Raw genomic sequence first — 20275 nt, forward strand, 5'->3', positions numbered from 1 at the left:
GCGGATAAACAAAGCGTCATGGAAAGTTAGCGTGGTCGGGCGATCTCTTTTTTCCGCCAGAAGGTGAACAGCTCCGGATGCTGCTTCAGCCCGTCTATCGCCACGGCGAGTATGATGACGATGCCTTTGATTAAAAGTTGGGTGAAGAAGGGGACGCTCAACAGGATCAGTCCAGTGCTAAGTACGCCAAGGATCACTGAGCCTATCAGGGTGCCAATAATCCGCCCGCGTCCACCGGCAAGGCTGGTGCCCCCCAGGACAACCGCCGCAATCGCGTCCAGTTCATAGCCTGTCCCGGCGGTAGGTTGGGCGGAGATGACCCTCGCGGCAAAGATAATGCCAGCCAAACCTGCGCAGACACCGGCAATCATATAGACGGCGGCAAGAACACGTTTCACCCGTACACCGGCCAGACGAGCAGCCTGAGCGTTGCCGCCGACGGCATAGATATGACGCCCGAATCGGGTACGCTCAAGGATGAACCACGCCAGCAGATAAACCACCAGCATGATAATCACTGGAACAGGGATACCGGCGATATAACCATTTCCCAGTTCACGGAAGCTGAGACTACTCGAAACAATGGGTTGTCCTTCGGTAATGGTGTAGGCCATACCGCGCAGAAACGTCATCGTGCCGAGGGTCACAATGAAGGGGGCGAGGGCGAGATAAGCGGACAGGACGCCATTGAGCAGCCCGCAGAGAGCACCAACGCCGATGCCGGCCAGAATCGCCAACGGTGCCGGGATACCGGCCATCGCAGCAACGACCGAGACCACGCCGGAGACGGCGACGATAGAACCGACGGATAAATCAATGCCGCTGGTTAAAATCACGAAAGTCATGCCTGCTGCCAGGATGGCGTTAACGGAAATCGATCTGGCAATATTCAACAAGTTATCGACCCGATTGAAGTTAGGGGCAAAGGTCGACATCAGGATCAGCAGTACCAGCAGAACGATCAGGATCCCCACCCGATCCCACCATTTTGCAAAATCAAACGGCGCGTTGACCGGCAGTTCCGTCACTGGTTTATTGTTGTCCATGGCATTCTCCGGGTTGACTGGTGAAGGTTCCTGTTGCGTGCAGCATCACTTCTTCTTCCGTTGCTGAATGTGAAGGTAACTGGTGAACGATACGGCCAGCGCGCATGACCAGTAGTCGGTCGCTGATCCCAATGGCCTCGGGCAGGTCGGAAGAGATAACCAGAATGGCTTTTCCGGCGCGGGCGAGCTTGTCGATCAGTTCGTATATTTCTCTTTTCGCGCCAATATCGACGCCGCGCGTGGGTTCATCGAGGATCAGCAACCGTGAGTCGCGTAGCAGCCAACGCGCCAGCGCCGCTTTTTGTTGGTTACCGCCGGACAGGGCGCTGACCGGCAGCTCAACTGCATTTTCTCGCAACCGAAGTCTGCGCATCTGTTCGAGAACCGCCGTGCGGATGGATTGACGTTTGACGACACCGCTGGCGACAAAGTTATCGAGAGAGCTAATATCAATGTTGTGCTCAACCGAGTGCCCCAGGAACAGCCCCTGCGTTTTTCGGTCTTCAGTCACCATCCCAATACCTTCTGCGATGGCGGCGGTAGGGTCTGAAGGGTGGATCGCCTTGCCATCAATATGCACGCTACCGTGGGTTCGCGGATCGGCACCGAACAATAGCCGGGCGACTTCGGTGCGCCCGGAACCGACCAGTCCGGACATGCTGACCACTTCCCCCGCCCTGACGTCAAAAGTCACCGGGCCGGTTGCGCTACCCGCGAGTTCTCTGACATCCAGCAGCACATCTCCAGGCGTGCGGGGGTCGTGTTGATACAAGTCGACAATTTGCCTTCCCACCATCATGCGCACGATATCAGTGGTGGAGACGCTGCCCATGGTTTCCGTGCCGATCCAGGTGCCATCGCGGAACACCGTGACCCGATTGGCCAACTGCCATACTTCTTCCATGCGGTGTGAGATATAGACCATCCCGACGCCGTCCTGACGCATCTGTTCAATCAAGCGAAATAACTGCAGCGTTTCCGTTCGCGACAGGGCCGCTGTTGGCTCATCAAGCACGAGCACTTTGGCGTTTTCACTGACGGCGCGGGCGATTTCCACCATCTGCTGGCGCCCGATACTGAGCGACCCGAGCGGTGCATGCGGGTCAATATCCGCATTGATGCGATCCAGCTTATGCTTTGCTTCCCGGTACATCCGTTTCCGGTCGAGAATACCGGCAAAGGTCGTAGGCTCCTGACCGAGAAACAGATTTTCCGCCACCGTCATATCCGCAACCGTATTCAGTTCCTGGTGGATAATGGCGATACCCTGCTTGCGAGCATCACGAGGTGTGCGTATATCAATCTCATGCCCATCTTTAAAAATGGCACCGCTGTCGCGCTGCTCATTTCCGGAAAGAATTTTCATCAGCGTGGATTTACCCGCCCCGTTTTCACCCATCAGGGCGTGAACCTCTCCGGCAAATAAATCAAAACGTACATTGTTCAGCGCCAACGTCGCGCCGTAGCGTTTTGAGATCCCCTCAAGCCGGAGCAGGGGTTGTGATGATCTGTCGGCCATTGTCTTTACCCTCCGGGATGAACCTGAAATTCATCCCGTTTATCGCATCTTGAAGTGATGTTTTTACCAACCCGGATAGCTACTCACGTTATCGCGCGTGACCAGTACGCTGGGGATTAAAATGGTATGGGAAGGTACGGGTTTATTCGCCACGATATCCTGAGCAAGCGATATGGCCTGGCGTACCATTTCTCCGGGGTTTTGCGTTGCGGTACCGATAAACGGTGAGCCGCTGCGTTTTAGCTCATCAACTGCTTCCGGGCTGCCGTCTACGCCAGTGACTTTGATGGTGTTTGCCTTGCCCGCCTGTTCAACGGCCAGTACGGCGCCCAGAGCAGAGGGATCGTTCATGCCGAAAATACCGGAGACATCCGGGTTGGCGGTGAGCATATCGGTGGTGACCATCAGGCCGGAAGCACGGTCGTTGCGTGATGCCTGCTGACCGACGATTTTGATATCCGGGTATTTTTTAGCGACGTTTTTACACCCTTTAATACGGTCGATAATCGTCTGGATCGGCGTTCCATCAACCAGCAGCACTTTGCCTTTTCCGCCCATCTGGCTGAACAGATATTCACAGGAGGTTTCTCCGGCCTGGATGGCGTTGGTCATGATGGCGGCGTCAGCACCTTTAGCGGGCGTATCGACCGCAATAACGATGATGCCCGCGGCTTTTGCCCTTTGAATTGCGGGCTCAATCCCGGATTCGTCAACCGCAGAGATAATAATGAGATCCATTTTTTGCTGAATAAAGGCATCAATCTGGGTGTTCTGATTTGCCAAATCGACCTGCGCGTCTTGTACGTTAATGGAGGCACCGATCTCACCAGCGGCTTGCTTAGCATTTCTCTCCATTGCCGAAAAGAACGGGTTGGACATGTCCTGCACCATTAGTCCAATACGGGCAATTTTTTTGCCCTCCTGGGACGCGGCGCTGGCGATGGGAGAAAATCCGGTCATGGTGGCGATGACCGCTGTAACCGCGACAGCCAGCCATGCTTTGCGAAGTTTAGTCATGTTCTGCTCCTGTAATTATCTCGTTGTATGACGGTACGGCCAGGTATGGGGGAACCTCAGAAATAATCCCCTGATGTTGTTTTGTAATATTGGCTGAACGCTCAGCCATTATTTAAATAGATGAAAATGCGTCTTTTATTTCTTATTAGTTTTGCTACAGCCGCAGGACTGGCGAACAACCAGCTCGGCGGGCACTCTGAGTTGCGTTGTGGTGTCTCCTTTTCCTTCTTCTTTTATTAATCGGATCAGCATTTCTGCAGCCTGCTTGCCAATTTCTTCACTATTTTCATTCAGTACGGTGAGCGGTGGATTTAGCAGCGGCGCCCAGTCAAATTCGTCATAGCCAATAAGGGCTATATCGTCGGGAATGGCGATTTGCCGTTGCTGAAGCTGTTGAAGCGACCCCAGCAGAATAGGGTTGTTACCGGCAATAAGTACGTCGGGCAACTGCGCCTGGCTATCGAGGTATTGACTCAGTTTTTCAGAAGCTGAATGCGCGTCATTTTCGGTTTCCAGCACCCGCAGCGTTGCGCCGCAGCGTTCTGCCGATTCGCGGATCCCGCGTTCGCGTTCAAAGCGTGTCGTCCAGCGTTCGGGGTAGATAAGCAGCAGCCAGTTTTTATATTCGTGCTGCGCCAGATGTTCACCGACTAACAGGCTGGCATGATAATTATCGGTGGTCACGCAGGGAAAATTATGATCGCCCCGAGGAGGGGAATCGACAAAAACCACCGGAATATCCCATTTAGCCAGCAGACTCAGGCTCTCCGGATGGAGCGTCACCGTCGAAATGATGCCCGCCATTCGGGATTCAATCAGACGGTTAATCATGCGATCTTCCTGGGTCCGATCGTAGATACCGTTTACTGCAATATCCCCAAGAACCACGGTCCATTGCGAAGGTTGCAGCATATGCTGAATCCCGGACATCAGGTTGAGGTAGTAGGAGTTGGAGGCGTGTGCGGTGATAACTGCCACGGAATCCCTGCTGGAACGGCGTAGCGCCTGGGCTGCACGATTAGGGACATAGCCAAGTTCCCGCGCCACCTTGAGTATCAGCTCCCGGCTGTCATCCGCAACGCCATCTCCGCCGTTTAGCGCACGTGAGACGGTAAACATTGAGAATCCTGTTGCCTCACTGACGTCCCGCATTGTCGCTTTTCGCATTTTCCACTCTCTATCTTTATGTGTATCAACTGGCGATATAAACGATTATTCCATTAACCTAAACGTTTATGATGTAAAACATAAACGTTTAGGTTTGTTAGATCAGTGAGCGGTTTCTCGTTTTGTGAACAAGATGTAATCAAGGTGGTTTGTGAATGAAATTTGATATTTATTGATTTCATGCATGATTGAACGCTCAATCATTTTGTTACTCTTGGCCTATTCGTTCGCAATCAGACAGGGTAGTCGCGTTGGAAATCTTTTTTTAACCCACTGAAAAGTATTCTCTAAATATTTTTCACATCGCAAAAAAATCACGGTCCGTTATAGACGGATCCGCTTTTGTATGGGTTAAAAAAAGGGTTACCATGAAAGTCACATGGAACGTCAGTCCTGTGGGCTACCAGCTGATTAGCAAACGCTGTCCCTCATGTCATGGGGCGCAGGATTTCACGCCATCCGGAGCCTTCCGGATCAATTCGCAAAAAAAGGTACTGGATGTCTGGAGTATCTATAAGTGCGTGCGCTGTGCCTACACCTGGAATATCAGCCTGTTCTCTCGTTTGCCGATCGGTAAAATCAATCCGCAACTCTATGGGCAACTTGTCGCTAACGCTGAATCTGCCGTTCAGCACTATTCTCACGATCTGCAGGTTCTGCGGCGCAACGGCGCAACGCTATCAGGTTCGCCTGAATTCGTTGTTGAAGAGCGGTGGCAAATCAGCCTTCTTCGCACTTCTCGCGTTAGGGTAAGAGTCAGACTGGAACGTACTTTTCAGGTCAGTTTGCTGGCGGTGCTGCGCAGTCATCTGGGCCTGAGCGGCAACGAAATCCGCAAGCGCCTTGATTCGGGAGATATTGCGGGTATTACGTTGAAGACGTTGAAAGCAAGAAGATTAAGGCCAGAAGGGTATACGCTTTATATCGCTACGGAAGTTCTCCTGGCGCACAGGCGTATTCAATTATCTGCAGGATCTGACCTGAGGAGAAAATAGCCAGTACCCCGGATAGTTATTCTATCCGGGGAGCTGCCTCGCAAAAATTAACTCTGGTTGCTATGAGAGGAAAAATAACCTTGCCTTTATTACTGGGTATTTATACAGTTTTAGCGCGTGTAACAACACGCCAATTGCGTCGATTGCAAGAGCGACGCCAGGCAATCCGAACGCCGTCACGGCGGAATCTGTGTTTACCAGAGTTTTCGCGGAAAGCCCCTTCCTTTGAGGTAGGGGATGTAGAGCGAAGCGCCCGCCAGGGCGCTAATGAGGCCGGTTCTGCTCTTCAATGTATTTCTTAATCACCTCAAGGGGCGCACCGCCCACACTGCCAGCGAAATAAGATGGCGACCATAGCGCGTCTGACTTCCAGGCGGGCTTGTGCAGGTCTGGATGATGCAATTTCATCTTGCGGCTACTAACCCCTTTCAGGCTGTTAACCAGCTTGCTGATTGACACCTTCGGCGGGAAGTTAAGCAGCATATGAACGTGATCCGACTCGCCATTAAATTCCACCAGTTCGCACTCAAACAGCTTGCAAACGTTGCGACAAATCCCCTCAAGCGTTTCCAGGTGCGTGTCATTAAAAACACGTCCGCGATACTTCGTAATGAAGATTAAATGACAATGCAGCATGAAAACACAATGCCGCCCCGTTCGATATGCCAAGCTCATAGACCAACCTTGTAAATATGTTTTAGGTGTGTAGTGTAGAGTGCTATGAGCATTCAGACCAAAACTTTATCAGTCAGAATTAAAGACCGCCACACCGCTATTTTGAGGCAAATGGCCTTTGAGGTTAATCAGGTCTTCAATCTGGCAAATGAGATAACCAGCGCGGCATACAGCAACGCTGGCGCTTTTGGTGCGCAGGTTCCAAAGTGGTTAACCGCGTTTGATGTTCAGAAGATGACAACCGGTATACAGCGTGAGCGCGGCTATTCCATCGGCAGCGCTACGGTACAGGAGGTGATCGCGCACCACGGCAAGGCACGCAAACAGTTTAAGCGTTCCCGCCTGCGCTGGCGTGTTAGTGGTGGCGCTCGCCGTTCACTGGGCTGGGTGCCGTTCAAGTCAAAACAGGCGCAGTTGCAGAATGGCTGCGTTAAGTTCGCCGGCCACTACTTTAAAGTTTGGGATAGCTACGGCCTGGCGGGATACAAATTCCGCGCTGGTAGCTTTTCAGAAGATAGTCGGGGGCGCTGGTACTTCAATATCTGCGTAGAGGTTGTGACCGTCCATACCACGGGCGCGACCGCTGTCGGCATTGACCTCGGATTAAAGGATACCGCCACAGTATCCGATGGTAGCAAGCTGGTAGCTGGTCGTTTTTATTGTGACCTGCAACCAGCGTTAGGCAAGGCGCAGCGGGCAGGTAAAAAAGCCCGTGTACGCGCCATCCACGCAAAAATTAAGAACCGCCGCAAAGATGCCCTGCACAAGTTCAGCACGGCGCTGGTAAACAGCCATGCGGGGATATTCGTGGGCGACGTGAGCAGCAGCAAGTTAGCCAAAACCAAAATGGCTAAGAGCGTTTTAGACGCTGGCTGGGCGATGCTCAAAACACAACTGGAATACAAAGCGATTGCGCGGTCAGTGGTGTTTGAAGTAGTCAACGAAAGGTATTCCACCCAGGCTTGTTCGTGTTGCGGAGCTATCTCCGACAACAGTCCGAAAGGTAGAGTAGGCTTGCGAATAAGAGAATGGACTTGTTGTGAGTGCGGAACCGCTCATGATCGCGACGTTAACGCCGCAAAGAACATTCTCGCGGCAGGACATTGCCGTCTGGCTGTAGGAATCCCCGTCCTTTAGGCGGGGAGGATGTCAAAAAGGAGAGAACGATGTCTTTGGATACCCGCAAAGAAGTGTTGTTTGTGCTGATCCCAGAGTATGCCGACTGGGAGTTTGCATTATTAGCGCCGGGGTTACGTCGGGGATTTGGCGTATGGGAACCGCAATATGACGTCAAAATCGTCGCACCGGATGAGGGCCCTGTCACCTCTATCGGTGGTGTTCGCTGCCTGGCGGACTATACCTTCCAGACGATGCCAGAAGATTACGCCGCCCTGGTGTTGGTTGGCGGGCTTAACTGGTGGGGTGAAGAGGCACTGCGAGTGGTGCCTCTGGTCAAGCAGGCGCTTGCCCGGCAGCTAGTGGTTGGGGCTATTTGTGATGCATCGGCATTTTTAGGTGCCAACGGTTTTCTCAATGAGGCCGCTCATACATCAAACGGTCTGGCCTATCTCCAGGGCAAAGCGGGGTCAGCCTATCGTGGCGAAGCGCGGTACCAGAACGTCCCTTCCGTGCGTGACGGCAACCTGGTGACTGCCAACGGTGTCGGTTTTGTCGATTTTACCTGCAATATGCTGGCCGCATTAGACGCGGCGCAGGAAAAGGAGATTGCAGCGATGAGAGCGGCGTTTACATCAGGAATGTTTCCTGAAGGTTGATGCGATACAAAGCGCGTCGGAAAGAGGGGCCTGGTTTTGCGTGCTTAGTGCACATCAGCATAATAAACGAACGCCAGCTTATTGCCGTCGGGGTCTCTGACGTAGGCGCTATAGAAACCTTCACCGTACTGCGGGCGGTGTCCTGGAGCCCCTTCATCGGTTCCCCCCAGGCTTAGCGCCAGCGCATAAAGCTGCTGAATGTGTTCAACGGAACGCGCATTCAGCGCAACCATCACGCCGTTGCCGGTTGTTGCCAGCTGTTGGTTAAACGGCCTGCCAACGCACAGGCCGGTGGTGCGGTTTTCGCTGAATGTCCCCCATGATGCGCCTTCATCGCTCCGACCGCTCTGCGGGTGTCCCAGCATTTCCATCAACGGGTCGTAAAAACGGATAGCACGAGGCAGATCGTTGGTGCCAAGCATGATATAGGAAAACATGGAGCCTCCTGGATTTTCGCCTGAGTAACATGTCAATCTAGCAGCTATGGCGGTGACGCAGGGCCTGGCGGGCCAAAAGTTCTACATTGCTCGTGATTAATCAGCGCGGGTTGTTATCTGTGGCAAGGTATTTGAACGCAGGTAAAGAAATTAACCTTATGAAATATAATGGTAAATGGATGTTTCAATCTTTTTGTTTATCGTAAAACGATAAATTATTATTGTTTTGCAGTGATTCTGTGTATTCTGTCATCACTTACTCAGAGAAATCACGAGGGATTGAATGTCTACTGATGCACTTGCGCGGTTCAGCCAAAGGATGGTTAGTATCACCCTGTTATTGATGGTGGCGATTATCGTGATGAATACGGCCGTTCTGTTCTTTCCATCGATATCATTGACCCATGAGCTGGCGGGGATCAATCTCTCGCTATCGGATCGACTACTCTCGACGCTTAACATTCGCTTACCGGATTTACCATGGTGGCAAGCCGTTGGTGCCGGGGTCATCAGCTTTCTGGTTGTGCTCCCTCTTTGCTACAGCCTGTTCCACCTGCGGGCGCTATTTCACTCCTATGCGCGCAGGGACTACTTTTCTGCCGGTGCGGCACAGCATATGCGCAAAATTGGCGCTTCACTGGGGGCCTGGGTCATCATGACGATCGTCGTGGACCCGCTACTCAGCTATTGGCTAACGATGCTAAAGCCCGCAGGCGAACGTGAGATATTATTCGGGTTTGAGCTGCAATCAATAGCCTGGCTTTTTGTTTCTGCCTGCGTCATGGCGGTGGCGAAAATACTGGAAAAGGCAACTGCGATCAATGAAGAAAATAAACTCTTTCTTTGAAAAATTGCAATAAGCGATGATTATTATAAATCCGGGTGTAATTTCCACCCGGAATACTCCAAACTCTCTCGTTATGGTGTTTTTTAATAATCAATGAAATGCATTATTTGAAACCAGTCTATTTTGCTAACAGGATGTTATTTATCCATTTGATATTGGCAATATTTTTCTATTGCCAACAGGAGTTCCTATGCTCGTAAAATATGCAGGCCTGGCTATATGTATTCTGACAATAACATTCGCCTCGGTAAGCGCAAGAGCCTTAACCAATCAGGCGGTCAGTGTCTCAGAAACAGGAAAATATGAAATATTACATCGGGGAGACTATCTCCTGTTGATGGCGGAAAAGAAACAGCGACTGGCCGAAGAACCGCACAACAACGCGCTGCGCTGGGAACTATCCCAGGATGAGCTGATGAGCGGAAACCTGGAGGATGCGGAAAAAAGCCTCGAGCCGCTATTGGCAGTGGCTGCCTGGCAGGGGAATGCGACTTATTCTATGGGACTCATTCACTATTCGCGTGGACAATATAGTGAGGCAGAAAAAAATTTCTCCGCTATCAAAATGGATTCGCCGTTTTATCAGAAAAGTCGCTCAGGACTTCTCTACGTCTATTACCAAACCGGGCAATATGCAAAAGCGCTACAAATATTCAATCACGACACTGAATTATCACATCTTTCCGATAATGAGAAAGCGCTCGTGCAATTAATGAGAGACTTTGGCGATATAAAATCTTATCAACTGCTGTGGCGGGAAAATAAGGCCAAACTTCCCTTTATTTCGATGAATAATCTGCCGGTGGTATCCGTCAAGGTGAATGGGCAACCCATTAATGTCTTCATCGATACCGGAGCCGATCTTTTTGTCATTAACTCTACGCTGGCTGAGAAAATCGGTATTAAGCCCATCGCCAGCTATGCCGGGATTTATGCTGGCGGTAAAACAGCAGAAACCCGCTATTCGCGTCTGGAACGTCTCGACTTAGGGGCGGTGACGCTGGGTAACGTGCCTGTCGACTTAGCGGAATTTCCGCCAGAGTGGATTTTTACCGATGAGAAAACGGGAGAGACGATAGAAGTTGACGGTATTTTATCGACCGGGGTGTTCCATCAGTTCCTCACCACACTGGATTATCCACAGAGACAGCTCGTTCTGAAACCCAGAAGCGGAACTACAGCTCATGTCAGCCCTGATGCGACAACAGCCGCCAGGCTCCCGTTTATTCTTGATGGTTCGCATTTCATGATTGTGAAAGGGGCGGTCAACGGTAAAGAGGGAATGACCTTTTTCCTCGACTCCGGTCTGGACGACCCGGAGGCTTCGATTCTACTGCAGCAAGGGGCTCTGGATTATGTCGGGATTAAGCGCGATCCGCAGGATGCCTTTATGCCGGATAACAGTAAAGGCGGGCTTGGCGGCGGTGGCTTTGAGATAACCCGATTAAGCATTGATAGCGTTGCTTTAGGTCCGCTAAAGCAGACAGGGTTAACCGGTCTCTTTGGTGTTCTGCCTGACGCGTTGTACCACACTGAGTCGGGGATGATTCTGGACGGTTTTATAAGCCATCAATTCCTCAGGCACTATAAGTGGACGATTGATTTTGATTCGATGGCTATGACATTTGAGTAGAAGCAGAGGCGGGAGGGTGCCCTCCCGGCGTCTCAGCTCAGGTCGTGCAAATCTTTACCATTCGGCGGCAGCAGCGAAAGGTCGTGGAAATCGACCTTAAGTCCACTGCGTTGCGGCGTACAGCACATCACGCCGACCTTTGCCATCCCGGTTGGAAAAGGGCACAGGCGCAGCAGCGGCCAACGGTGACCGTCTGTGGAATATTGCAAACGTAGTGCTTCTCCCTGACGGGTCAGGCGCAGCCAGAACTCTCGGGGATCTCCTGAATAGTTGCCGGTTGCCCAGTCTGATTTCCCCAGCGTCAGTACGCTGCCGATGGCGGGTGCGCCGTCGTTATACTCAATGCCGGCCTTAAGCCAATGTCGCTCATCCTGCATCAGCATAATCCCCGCCTGGTCATACAGGGTGTCGAAATCAGCGCGAACCCGAACCTGGAAGGTGAAATCGCTGGAGATTTCCGTTGCGTAGATATGCCCGGAAAAGCGCTCAAACCCGTACCAGGTTTCACGCCAGAAGTCAGTTTGCGCGTCGGTTACCACGCTGAGGACGCCATCCTTATCGGCCCATGTTGTCGGTTCGTTAATCCAGTGACATGCCTGATGCATCATGCCTCCTGTTTCTGCTGAATAAGGGATATGAATAGTTCTGCGGCCTCGGCTGCCTGCTGCGCAAGGCATGCGTCCCACGCCTGGCTATCGGCATCACAAAAGCCGTGCTGTGCATTGAACATTCGACAGGACACAGACGGCTTTTTCTTAAGTTCATTTTGCATTATGCGGGGATCGAACGCGGGCTCATCGCTGGCAATAATAACAAGCGTCGGGCAGGGCGGCGCAATGTCACTGTGCTGACGGATCCGTGAGCCATAATGGCAAATGACACCGTCGCAGAGTCCGCTTCTGGCGGCCAGCCAGCCTAAGGTTGCGCCCACGCTATAGCCGATCACCAGTACCGTGCCATATTTTTCCCTTAGCCCGGCTAGCAGGGACTCGACACCCGCCGTATCAAAGCCGACGTTATCGCTAAAGTGGCGGTAGGCTTCATCCTGCTGGTCATAGCGGAAAGGCGCTGAATGGGGAAAGAGCATTGGGGTATAAACATCGAAACCGCGTCTTTTCCATATATCAGCGGTTCGCTGAATATGCGCATTGATGCCATAGATTTCATGCAGCAGAACGATGGCTTTATCGCAATCAGGTAACATAAACGCGCCTCTGTTGGATAAAAATGAGTTTGTCAGAAATTGAGAACCATCCCGAACTGGGTCAGTGTATCAGAGCCCGTCAAGATGGTTGCTCGCTTCTGATTGTTTCTTGCCTGTACGCCTACCTTTCCGGCGCAACCGTGCGCGACATTGCAGCAACGATAAGCATCAACAAGGTGATAAAAATAAACGCATAGGTCAATGAGCTAAGATGCGCGACATAACCAATCAACGCAGGTCCCGCCAGTACGCCCAGATACCCCATGGTGGTAATCGCAGGAACGGCTACGGATTGTGGCATGACCTGCTGACGCCCCACGGCTGAGAACATCGCCGGGACAATATTGGCACAGCCTGCGCCGACCAGCACGTAGCCAAGCAGCGACAGCGACCAGGCGGGGACGAACGTCACCAGGCAAAAACCGATGGCGGCCAGAATGGAACCGCCAAATACCACCGGTACAAAGCCGAGGCGAGTGATAAGGCGGTCGCCGCTCAGGCGGACTGCGGTCATCGCTATGGCAAAGAAGGCAAAACCCAGCCCGCCCAGGTTTTCCGGCATGCCGCGAACTTCGGTGAGAAAGACGGCGCTCCAGTCGAGCACCGTGCCTTCGGCCAGAAAGACCGCAAAGCAGATTATGCCGATCAACAACACGATGCCTCGCGGGATAGCAAATGCAGGCCCGCTGGACGGGTTGGCCCACGGTAAAAGCCCTTTGGTACAGATGAGTAACAGCCCGGTGACGATCAGTGCAACAGTGATGGTGGCGGAGAGAGCGGCAAGTCCGGCGGTCAGCAGGAGAGTCATCACCCCGGCACCGGCAATTCCCCCGACGCTGTACATCCCATGAAAGCCGGACATTAATGGTTTGTTTGCCTGGCGTTCGACGATAATCGCCTGAATATTCATGGCGCAGTCCGTCACGCCGATGCCCACACCAAATATCAGCAGCATAAAACCGAGCAGCCGGGCATCGCTAATGATGGCCAGTAAAGGCATGGACACGATAACGATAGCCACTGACGACACAATCACCCGACGACAACCGTAGCGACTGGTCAGTATGCCGGTCAGCGGCATGGCAATAAGCGCGCCCATCCCCAGGCACAGCAGCAGGGTACCGAGCATGGCGTCGTTAACTGCCGTGTTGCTTTTGGCGAATGGCACGATCACCGCCCAGGTTGCGGTGGCAAAGCCTGAAATGAAAAACGCGATACGTGTTGCCAGGGACTGGCTGGCATTTAGAGCAGAAGCGTGCATTGATGTTCCTTGTCGTAAGATCGTAAGGCTTCCCTGTACTCAGTTGGCATCACGCCGATACCTTCAGAGAGGACTAATCATTCAGGTGCTCAATATTGCTCGAATGGTGTTTTCAGGGTGGTTTTGTTGCTCGATTTTGCAATATTAGCGCAAGGGCAGCAAGCGTTGATTAGCTGAAGGCACTGGTCAGGATGTCCGTAGTATCACAGTCTGTTGCATGCTAAAGGGGGATTATCATAATAACTGTGAATACTCTGAGCATGACTCCTGCGGTAACTCACAGTAAAGGAACATCTTGCTTATTTTTCAGGGAGAAATTCATGTTCGATCATACCGGCATCACCGTGACTCATTTTGAACGTAGTAAAGTTTTCTATACCTCGGCGCTCTCGGCCCTGGGCCTCGGGATCAGTAAAGCTCCACCGGGCGAGCGGGTGGGGTTTGGCAATTTACAAAAGACCGGGCTGGAGCTGGCGGCGGAAACCTTCTGGATAACCGTCGGGATCCCTTATGTACCCCGAACCCATATTGCCTTTCGTGCGTATTCGGAAGAAGAGGTCGTGGCGTTTTATCACGCCGCTCTGAAAGCAGGTGGCCGTGACAACGGTTTGCCCGGTCTACGGCCCCAGTACGGCGCCGGCTACTATGCTGCATACGTTCTCGACCCCGATGGCTACAATATCGAAGCCGTTTATCGATACTAATGCGTCTGGATCTCTGGTCGCGCCAAATGGATATACAAGTTGTGAATCGGGATAAATTACTTCAGCTACTTAATAATCTGCATATCGATTATCGCTATATTGAACATCCGGCAATGAACAGCGTCAGCGATCGAGAGCGCTATGCGGTGAAGCTTCCTGCGCAACTGCTTAAAAATATGCTCTTAAAAAACAGCAGCGGACGCCATTTCTATCTTTATATTCTCGATGGTGAAAAGAGGGCCGATCTGAAGGCGTTAGCCAGAGAAATTGGTGACTCCCGTCTCTCCTTGGCAACGCCTGGCGAGCTAAAGCAGCTTTTGGGACTGGAGCCGGGCGAGGTCACTCCCTTTGCGCTGCTAAACGATCCGGCTCATAAAATTAAGGTGCTGATTGATGCCTCGGTTGATGAACTGGGACCATTAGGTATTCACCCATTGGTGAATACCGCCACAGTGTGCATTTCACTCAGCGCGCTCCATCAATTTTTACACTACTGTACGCATGCATCTCAGCAGGTCGGCGATGTTGCCGGTCACTGCGGCTAACCGCAATGACCGGTATTTTTAATACACTAACGTTGCGTGATGCTGATCAGACGGTTGCAGCTTTCAGACGGGCAGCAAAGGCTTTCAGTTCTGTCAGCATGGCATCACGATCGTCAACATGTTGCTCAATGATCTTCACAATAGCAGAACCAGAAATCGCTCCGGCGGCGCCCGCTTCTAATGCATCCGCAACCTGGCCCGGGGTTGAAATTCCGAATCCCTGTAGCGCCGGGACAGCCTGGTATTCTTTAAGCTTCGCCACCAGATGTTGCAATGGCACTGCGCCACGATTTTCCGCACCGGTTACGCCCGCTCGCGACAGCAGATAGGTGTAACCGCGACCGTGCGCGGCAATCTGGCGCAGTAGCTCATCGTCAGCGTTGGGCGGACAGATAAAAATAGGCGCAATGTTGTGGCGTATTGCCGCCTGGCGGAACGGGGCTGATTCTTCGAACGGGACGTCCGCCACCAGTACCGAATCGACTCCGACGCGGGAACAATCGGCATAAAATGTATCGATCCCTCGGTTATAGACCAGATTGGCGTACATCAGCAGGCCGATGGGGATAGTCGGATATTTCGCGCGGATAGCCGCCAGCATCTCGAAGCAGCGGGCAGGGGTGACGCCTGACGCAAAAGCACGCAGAGCGGCGTTTTGAATGGTCGGGCCATCAGCCAGCGGATCTGAAAACGGGATCCCCAACTCCAGCGCATCAGCACCTCCGGCAACCAGCGCGTCAATGATTTGCAGCGATAGCCCCGGTTGCGGATCGCCCAACATGACAAAAGGAACAAATGCGCCTTCTCCACGGTTTTTCAGCTGCGTAAACAAATCGTTATAGCGTTCCATCACATTTCTCCTCGCGCTTGCAGAATGTCGTGTACGGTAAAGATGTCCTTATCGCCGCGACCGGAAAGATTCACCACCAGCAACTGCTCTTTGTCCGGATTTTCGCGCATCATCCTCAAGGCATGAGCCAGCGCATGGGATGACTCAAGTGCCGGAATAATCCCTTCAGCGCGGCTCAGGGTTTTAAATGCTGCCAGCGCTTCATCGTCGGTCACAGAGACGTATTCTGCGCGACCAATGCTGTTCAGATAAGCATGTTGTGGCCCGACTGATGGGAAATCGAGGCCAGCGGAAATAGAACAGGACTCTTTGATCTGGCCGTCATCAGTCTGCATCATGGGCGACTTCATGCCGAAGTAAATGCCGGTGCGACCGTGTTTTAACGGTGCTCCGTGCTCACCGCTCTCAATGCCATGTCCCGCAGGCTCAACGCCAATCAGCCCGACCTGTGGGGTATCGATAAAGTCCGCAAACATGCCGATGGCGTTGGAGCCGCCGCCCACGCAGGCGATAACGGCATCCGGCAGGCGTCCCTCTTTTTCCTGTATCTGTACTCTGGTCTCTTCGCCGATCATGCGCTGGAATTCACGCACGATGGTTGGAAAAGGATGCGGCCCCGCGGCGGTGCCGAGCATGAAGTGGGCGGTTTCATAGCTTCCGGACCAGTCGCGCAGAGCCTCGTTCGACGCATCTTTCAGGGTGGATGAACCGCTGTGAACGGGGATCACTTCCGCACCCATCAGGCGCATACGGAAGACGTTAGGCGACTGGCGTTCAATATCTTTCGCGCCCATATAAATGCGGCATTTCAGGCCCAGCAAGGCACTAGCCAGGGCCGATGCTACGCCGTGCTGTCCGGCACCGGTTTCGGCGATAATCTCCGTTTTGCCCATACGCTTTGCCAGCAGCGCTTGGCCAAGAACCTGATTGGTCTTATGCGCGCCGCCGTGCAGCAGGTCTTCTCGTTTTAGGTACAACGTTGTGCGGGTTCCTTGCGTAAGATTGCGGCATTTTGTTAGCGCTGTTGGACGACCGGCGTAATTTTTCAGGAGATGGGTAAATTCAGCCTGAAAGAGCGGATCTTCGCGAGCGCTGACAAACGCCGCTTCCAGCTGGCGTAGCGCCGGGATCAAAACCTGCGGAACATACATACCGCCGAATTCGCCAAAGTAGGGGTTAAGTAATGTGCTCATTATTGCTCCTTAATATATGCGCAGTACCTGAGTCGGGTTCCATCTCTCCCGGTGAGGACTCTGCACGTGAAGTGAAATCGGGTACTGCGCAGCGGTCGCGGCTATTTTCCTGCGCCGCATACGTAAAATCTGGACAAAAAAAAGCCCGCTTATTGGCGGGCCGGGTATCGGTGTGCAAACTGCAGACGTGACGATACTGCCCGTTAACGGGAAGTGCGCCACCAGCTGTGCAGAGTCATCATGATCACGAGTTGCATTTTTCGATACCTGGAAAATAGAGTTTGTACTAGTAAACTAGTTCTTGAGGTCAATGTCAACTTTGGAATTATTGGTACCAAGAATCGATCATTGCGATTTTTCTCGTCAGCGCAAACGTGAAACAGCGCATTGCTTCAATGCATCAAGTCGAGTTACCGTGGTTTTTTCAGCTGATTTTCTAACACGTTAGCGAGACCGTATGAATCTGAACCGTGCCGATATGGCCGATCTTATCTATTTTTGCGCCATCGCACGCCATCACAGTTTTAGCAAGGCAGCCATCGAGCTTGGTGTCAGCGCCTCGACCCTCAGCCACGCCCTGAAGGGGTTTGAGGCGCGACTGGGCGTACGTTTGCTGAACCGCACCACTAAAAGCGTCACTCTGACGGCGGCGGGTGAGAGCTTGGCCCGCGCGGTGAGCGAACCGGTAGCCACAATCGATGCGGCGATCGAGCAGCTTAATCAGTTCCGCGACTCACCCGCAGGACGCATTCGGCTTAACGTCGCCGTTGAAGCCGCCACGCTGCTCCTGGCTCCCATTTTGCCGATTTTTGCTGAGCGCTATCCCGACATTGAACTAGATATTGCCGCCAGCAACCGCATTATTGATGTGACGGAAGAGCGTTTTGATGCCGGGATCCGCTACGGCGGAACAGTACCTGAGGACATGGTGGCCCAGCGCCTCTCCGCCGATGTTCGCTGGGTTGTCGCAGCGTCTCCGGCCTATCTCGCGCGGTTTGGAGAACCTCAGCATCCAGACGATCTGCATCACCATCGCTGCGTTAGCAACCGGCTGGGGAATAATCGTATTTACAAGTGGGAGTTTGAGCGCGGTGAGGAGCAGCTCACCATAAAGGTCCCCCCTTTGCTGACGGTCGATCAGGCGGAAACCGGGGTGGTGGCGATATTGCAGGGATTTGGTTTGATGTACCTCCCGGAACCGCTGATTTCTCAGCACGTCAGCGAAGGGCGTCTGCGCCTGGTCCTCACCGTCTGGGCTTCTTCCGGGCCGGGGTTCTATATCTATTACTCCAGCCGTCATCAGCTTCCCGCAGGGCTGCGCTTATTGATTGATCTTGTCAGAGAGTTAAAACCGCTGGGCCTGTAGCCTGATTGATGAAAATTACTCACAACCCCATTCGATAAGCGGGGCTGGCTCCTTCGCAATGCACGCCTTACCCTTGAGGCAAAAGAGAAGGAGACCTCAATGAAATTACAACGCCGCAGTATCCCTGGACTATTTTGCTTTTTGGCCGCCATCATCTTTTTTATCGGCTCTGTCAGTACCCGCGCGGTCGCAGAGACGAAAACCCTGGTGATTGTTTCTCACCCTTATCCTGAACAATCGGTCATGACCAAAGGTCTTGAGACCGCAGCGCAAAGCGTACCCGGCGTGACCGTGCGCAATCTGGAGACGCTTTACGGTTATGACGCGCGAAAAATCAATGCCGATGAAGAGCGACGCCTTATGCGTGAACACTCGCACATTGTTTTCATTTTCCCCACTCACTGGTTCAACATTACGCCGATGATGAAAGCCTGGATGAACGATACCTGGGGCAGCGTGGGACCAGGGTCGTGGCAGGGCAAGGAAATGCTGATTGTGACCACCGCAGCGGGAGGCGACACGACCTACGGCGAGTCCGGTCGAATTGGCGTCAGCCTTGCCGACGTATTTATGCCGATGAAGGCCAGCGCCCTGCATACTGGAATGACCTGGCTTCCACCGCTGGTGTTTCAGAGCGCCACTCGCAGCCAGTTGCCTGAGTATCAGCGCCAGCTAGTGGAAAGACTCTCAAATTAATTTGCCCACAAGGAGTTGACCATGAAAGGTTTTATTGCCGTTGCTGCGATGTCACTTATGTTGGGCGATCCTGCCTGTGCTGAAGAAAAAAGAGGTACCAGTATGACTCCATTTACTCCATCCGCATTGTCGACTACGGATATCCAGTCGGTCTCCCCGGCGCTTGCACGTTTTGGCAATGAAGTCCTAGCTGAGGATCTCTGGAAGAGAAATGAACTCTCGCTGCGCGACCGGAGTATCGTCACCATCGCTATTCTTATTGCCCGCAATCAGCCCGCTGAGCTGAAGCATTACGTTGAAATCGCCCTCGATAACGAGGTCACCCCGGCTGAAGTCTCAGAGGTGATGACTCACCTGGCCTTTTATTCCGGCTGGCCAAACGCCATGTCCGCCATCGCCGTGACGAAAGATATTTTTGCCGCTCGTGGTATTAGCCACGAGCAGCTGGCGGCGGCCTCACCGGCGCTGCTTCCCCTCAATCAGGAGGTTGAAAACCAGCGTTCGGCCACGGTAGAAAAGAGCGTCGGCCCCATTTCCCCAGGGCTTGTAAAGTTCACCACCGATCCGCTTTTCCTTGACCTGTGGCAGAGACCGGGGCTGAAGCCGCGCGATCGCAGCCTGGTAACGGTGAGTGCGCTGATTGCTGCCGGGCAAAGTGCGCAGATTGGCTATCATCTTAATCGGGCGATGGACAACGGTCTTACGGCGCAAGAGGCCGGGGAGATAGTGACTCACGCGGCGTTCTATGCGGGATGGCCCAATGCTTTTTCCGCCGCGCCGGTGGTTGGCGAAGTTCTGCGCGCTCGCGGTCTGGTCGGATGAGCCTATGTTTAAAACTCTCAGCACCGCGCTGTTTATCTTTGCCGCGCTGACGGGTGTCGCATCGGCTAACGGGCAGGAAAACAAGGTGAAAATTCAGTTTGTTTTTAACGGGGTTAAAGTGGTTGGCTCTCTGGAGGAGAGCGCCGTCACGCGCGAGTTTTTGGCGCAGTTACCGTTGACGGTGAAGCTTGAGGATTACGGCTCAACCGAGAAAATCGCCTGGCTACCGGCGAAGTTGCGCCAGGCAGACGCCCGAGAATCGATGACGCCGAAGCGGGGTGATATCGCGTATTACGCACCTTGGGGGAATCTGGCTATTTTTCGAGAAGATTACCGCCATTCGCCGGGTTTAATAAAGCTGGGTAGGGTGGAGCAAGGGCTTACCTCACTTAATCTGTCCGGTGCTGAAGTGGTGACTATCACGCGTGATGAGGAGCTATAAACGACTCCCTGCTCTGGCGATACCGCGGACATGTTATTTTTTAACCGTCAGGTAACCGCTAATTCTGTAGGCTTCTTGCTA

Annotated in this window: 22 protein-coding genes and 1 other annotated feature; of the genes, 11 read left to right on the forward strand and 11 right to left on the reverse strand. The window is 53.0% G+C overall.

Annotation, left to right across the window (positions count from 1 at the left end; all coding sequences use genetic code 11):
- Positions 1-26 precede the first annotated feature (26 nt).
- The 4 genes from AC07P6_RS15140 to AC07P6_RS15155 all read right to left on the reverse strand — a co-directional run bounded on the left by AC07P6_RS15140 (position 27) and on the right by AC07P6_RS15155 (position 4749).
- Positions 27-1046: an ABC transporter permease subunit gene (locus tag AC07P6_RS15140; protein WP_182238582.1), complete on the reverse strand. Its 1020-nt coding sequence runs from the start codon at positions 1044-1046 to the stop codon at positions 27-29.
- Positions 1033-2565, reverse strand: coding sequence for a sugar ABC transporter ATP-binding protein (locus AC07P6_RS15145; RefSeq protein WP_182238584.1), 1533 nt, complete (start codon positions 2563-2565; stop codon positions 1033-1035). The genes AC07P6_RS15140 and AC07P6_RS15145 overlap by 14 nt, the downstream gene beginning before the upstream one ends.
- 63 nt (positions 2566-2628) lie before the next feature.
- Positions 2629-3582: an ABC transporter substrate-binding protein gene (locus tag AC07P6_RS15150; protein WP_478316847.1), complete on the reverse strand. Its 954-nt coding sequence runs from the start codon at positions 3580-3582 to the stop codon at positions 2629-2631.
- A 135-nt stretch (positions 3583-3717) separates the two neighbouring features.
- The gene (locus tag AC07P6_RS15155; RefSeq protein ID WP_434658920.1) at positions 3718-4749 is read right to left on the reverse strand and encodes a LacI family DNA-binding transcriptional regulator; all 1032 of its coding nucleotides are present in this window, start codon (positions 4747-4749) and stop codon (positions 3718-3720) included.
- A 368-nt stretch (positions 4750-5117) separates the two neighbouring features.
- Here AC07P6_RS15155 and AC07P6_RS15160 point away from each other — a divergent pair, with 368 nt between their 5' ends.
- Positions 5118-5744, forward strand: coding sequence for a DUF1062 domain-containing protein (locus tag AC07P6_RS15160; protein ID WP_478316848.1), 627 nt, complete (start codon positions 5118-5120; stop codon positions 5742-5744).
- 264 nt (positions 5745-6008) lie between these two features.
- Here AC07P6_RS15160 and tnpA read toward each other — a convergent pair whose 3' ends face one another.
- On the reverse strand, positions 6009-6419 hold the full coding sequence (gene tnpA / locus AC07P6_RS15165; protein WP_478316849.1) for an IS200/IS605 family transposase: 411 nt from the start codon (positions 6417-6419) through the stop codon (positions 6009-6011).
- A 45-nt stretch (positions 6420-6464) separates the two neighbouring features.
- On the opposite strand from tnpA, the gene AC07P6_RS15170 reads away from it, so the two are divergent.
- Complete coding sequence (locus tag AC07P6_RS15170) at positions 6465-7556, forward strand: RNA-guided endonuclease InsQ/TnpB family protein (protein WP_478316850.1); 1092 nt, start codon at positions 6465-6467, stop codon at positions 7554-7556.
- A 29-nt stretch (positions 7557-7585) separates the two neighbouring features.
- A complete protein-coding gene (locus tag AC07P6_RS15175; protein WP_478316851.1) occupies positions 7586-8194 on the forward strand; it encodes a DJ-1/PfpI family protein in 609 nt (202 codons plus the stop codon).
- A 44-nt stretch (positions 8195-8238) separates the two neighbouring features.
- On the opposite strand, the gene AC07P6_RS15180 is transcribed toward AC07P6_RS15175, so the two are convergent.
- Positions 8239-8631, reverse strand: a complete 393-nt coding sequence (locus AC07P6_RS15180; protein ID WP_478316853.1) for a VOC family protein — start codon at positions 8629-8631, stop codon at positions 8239-8241.
- Between the two features lie 283 nt (positions 8632-8914).
- Between AC07P6_RS15180 and AC07P6_RS15185 the strand changes: the two genes are divergently transcribed.
- Together AC07P6_RS15185 and AC07P6_RS15190 are read left to right on the forward strand one after the other, a co-directional pair.
- On the forward strand, positions 8915-9478 hold the full coding sequence (locus AC07P6_RS15185) for a DUF2975 domain-containing protein (RefSeq protein WP_304259034.1): 564 nt from the start codon (positions 8915-8917) through the stop codon (positions 9476-9478).
- 337 nt (positions 9479-9815) lie between these two features.
- Positions 9816-11111 carry an aspartyl protease family protein gene (locus tag AC07P6_RS15190; protein ID WP_478316855.1) on the forward strand — a complete coding sequence of 432 codons (1296 nt, stop codon included), beginning with the start codon at positions 9816-9818 and terminating at the stop codon, positions 11109-11111.
- Between the two features lie 32 nt (positions 11112-11143).
- On the opposite strand, the gene AC07P6_RS15195 is transcribed toward AC07P6_RS15190, so the two are convergent.
- The 3 genes from AC07P6_RS15195 to AC07P6_RS15205 form a co-directional block, all read right to left on the reverse strand.
- Complete coding sequence (locus AC07P6_RS15195) at positions 11144-11716, reverse strand: DUF1349 domain-containing protein (protein ID WP_478317018.1); 573 nt, start codon at positions 11714-11716, stop codon at positions 11144-11146.
- A complete protein-coding gene (locus tag AC07P6_RS15200; RefSeq protein ID WP_478316856.1) occupies positions 11716-12315 on the reverse strand; it encodes a dienelactone hydrolase family protein in 600 nt (199 codons plus the stop codon). Before AC07P6_RS15200 ends, AC07P6_RS15195 begins: the two co-directional genes overlap by 1 nt.
- Before the next feature lie 121 nt (positions 12316-12436).
- A complete protein-coding gene (locus tag AC07P6_RS15205; RefSeq protein WP_434663915.1) occupies positions 12437-13576 on the reverse strand; it encodes an MFS transporter in 1140 nt (379 codons plus the stop codon).
- A 320-nt stretch (positions 13577-13896) separates the two neighbouring features.
- On the opposite strand from AC07P6_RS15205, the gene AC07P6_RS15210 reads away from it, so the two are divergent.
- The gene (locus tag AC07P6_RS15210; protein ID WP_181486251.1) at positions 13897-14280 is read left to right on the forward strand and encodes a VOC family protein; all 384 of its coding nucleotides are present in this window, start codon (positions 13897-13899) and stop codon (positions 14278-14280) included.
- A 26-nt stretch (positions 14281-14306) separates the two neighbouring features.
- Complete coding sequence (locus AC07P6_RS15215; RefSeq protein WP_478316858.1) at positions 14307-14825, forward strand: prolyl-tRNA synthetase associated domain-containing protein; 519 nt, start codon at positions 14307-14309, stop codon at positions 14823-14825.
- Between the two features lie 46 nt (positions 14826-14871).
- Here AC07P6_RS15215 and trpA read toward each other — a convergent pair whose 3' ends face one another.
- Complete coding sequence (gene trpA, locus AC07P6_RS15220; RefSeq protein WP_434663912.1) at positions 14872-15675, reverse strand: tryptophan synthase subunit alpha; 804 nt, start codon at positions 15673-15675, stop codon at positions 14872-14874.
- On the reverse strand, positions 15675-16868 hold the full coding sequence (trpB, locus tag AC07P6_RS15225) for a tryptophan synthase subunit beta (RefSeq protein ID WP_182238603.1): 1194 nt from the start codon (positions 16866-16868) through the stop codon (positions 15675-15677). The genes trpA and trpB overlap by 1 nt, the downstream gene beginning before the upstream one ends.
- Positions 16869-17003: 135 nt before the next feature.
- Positions 17004-17098: a sequence feature (Trp leader region), on the reverse strand.
- Positions 17099-17325: 227 nt separating this feature from the next.
- On the opposite strand from trpB, the gene AC07P6_RS15230 reads away from it, so the two are divergent.
- The 4 genes from AC07P6_RS15230 to AC07P6_RS15245 all read left to right on the forward strand — a co-directional run bounded on the left by AC07P6_RS15230 (position 17326) and on the right by AC07P6_RS15245 (position 20194).
- The gene (locus tag AC07P6_RS15230; RefSeq protein WP_478316860.1) at positions 17326-18234 is read left to right on the forward strand and encodes a LysR family transcriptional regulator; all 909 of its coding nucleotides are present in this window, start codon (positions 17326-17328) and stop codon (positions 18232-18234) included.
- Positions 18235-18333: 99 nt separating this feature from the next.
- Entirely contained in the window at positions 18334-18930 is a 597-nt protein-coding gene (locus tag AC07P6_RS15235; RefSeq protein ID WP_478316862.1) for an NAD(P)H-dependent oxidoreductase, read from the forward strand.
- A 21-nt stretch (positions 18931-18951) separates the two neighbouring features.
- Positions 18952-19752 carry a carboxymuconolactone decarboxylase family protein gene (locus tag AC07P6_RS15240; RefSeq protein ID WP_478316864.1) on the forward strand — a complete coding sequence of 267 codons (801 nt, stop codon included), beginning with the start codon at positions 18952-18954 and terminating at the stop codon, positions 19750-19752.
- Positions 19753-19756: 4 nt separating this feature from the next.
- Positions 19757-20194, forward strand: a complete 438-nt coding sequence (locus tag AC07P6_RS15245; protein ID WP_478316866.1) for a cyclophilin-like fold protein — start codon at positions 19757-19759, stop codon at positions 20192-20194.
- Positions 20195-20275 lie beyond the last annotated feature (81 nt).

The organism is Klebsiella sp. GFKo11 (genome assembly GCF_056490265.1).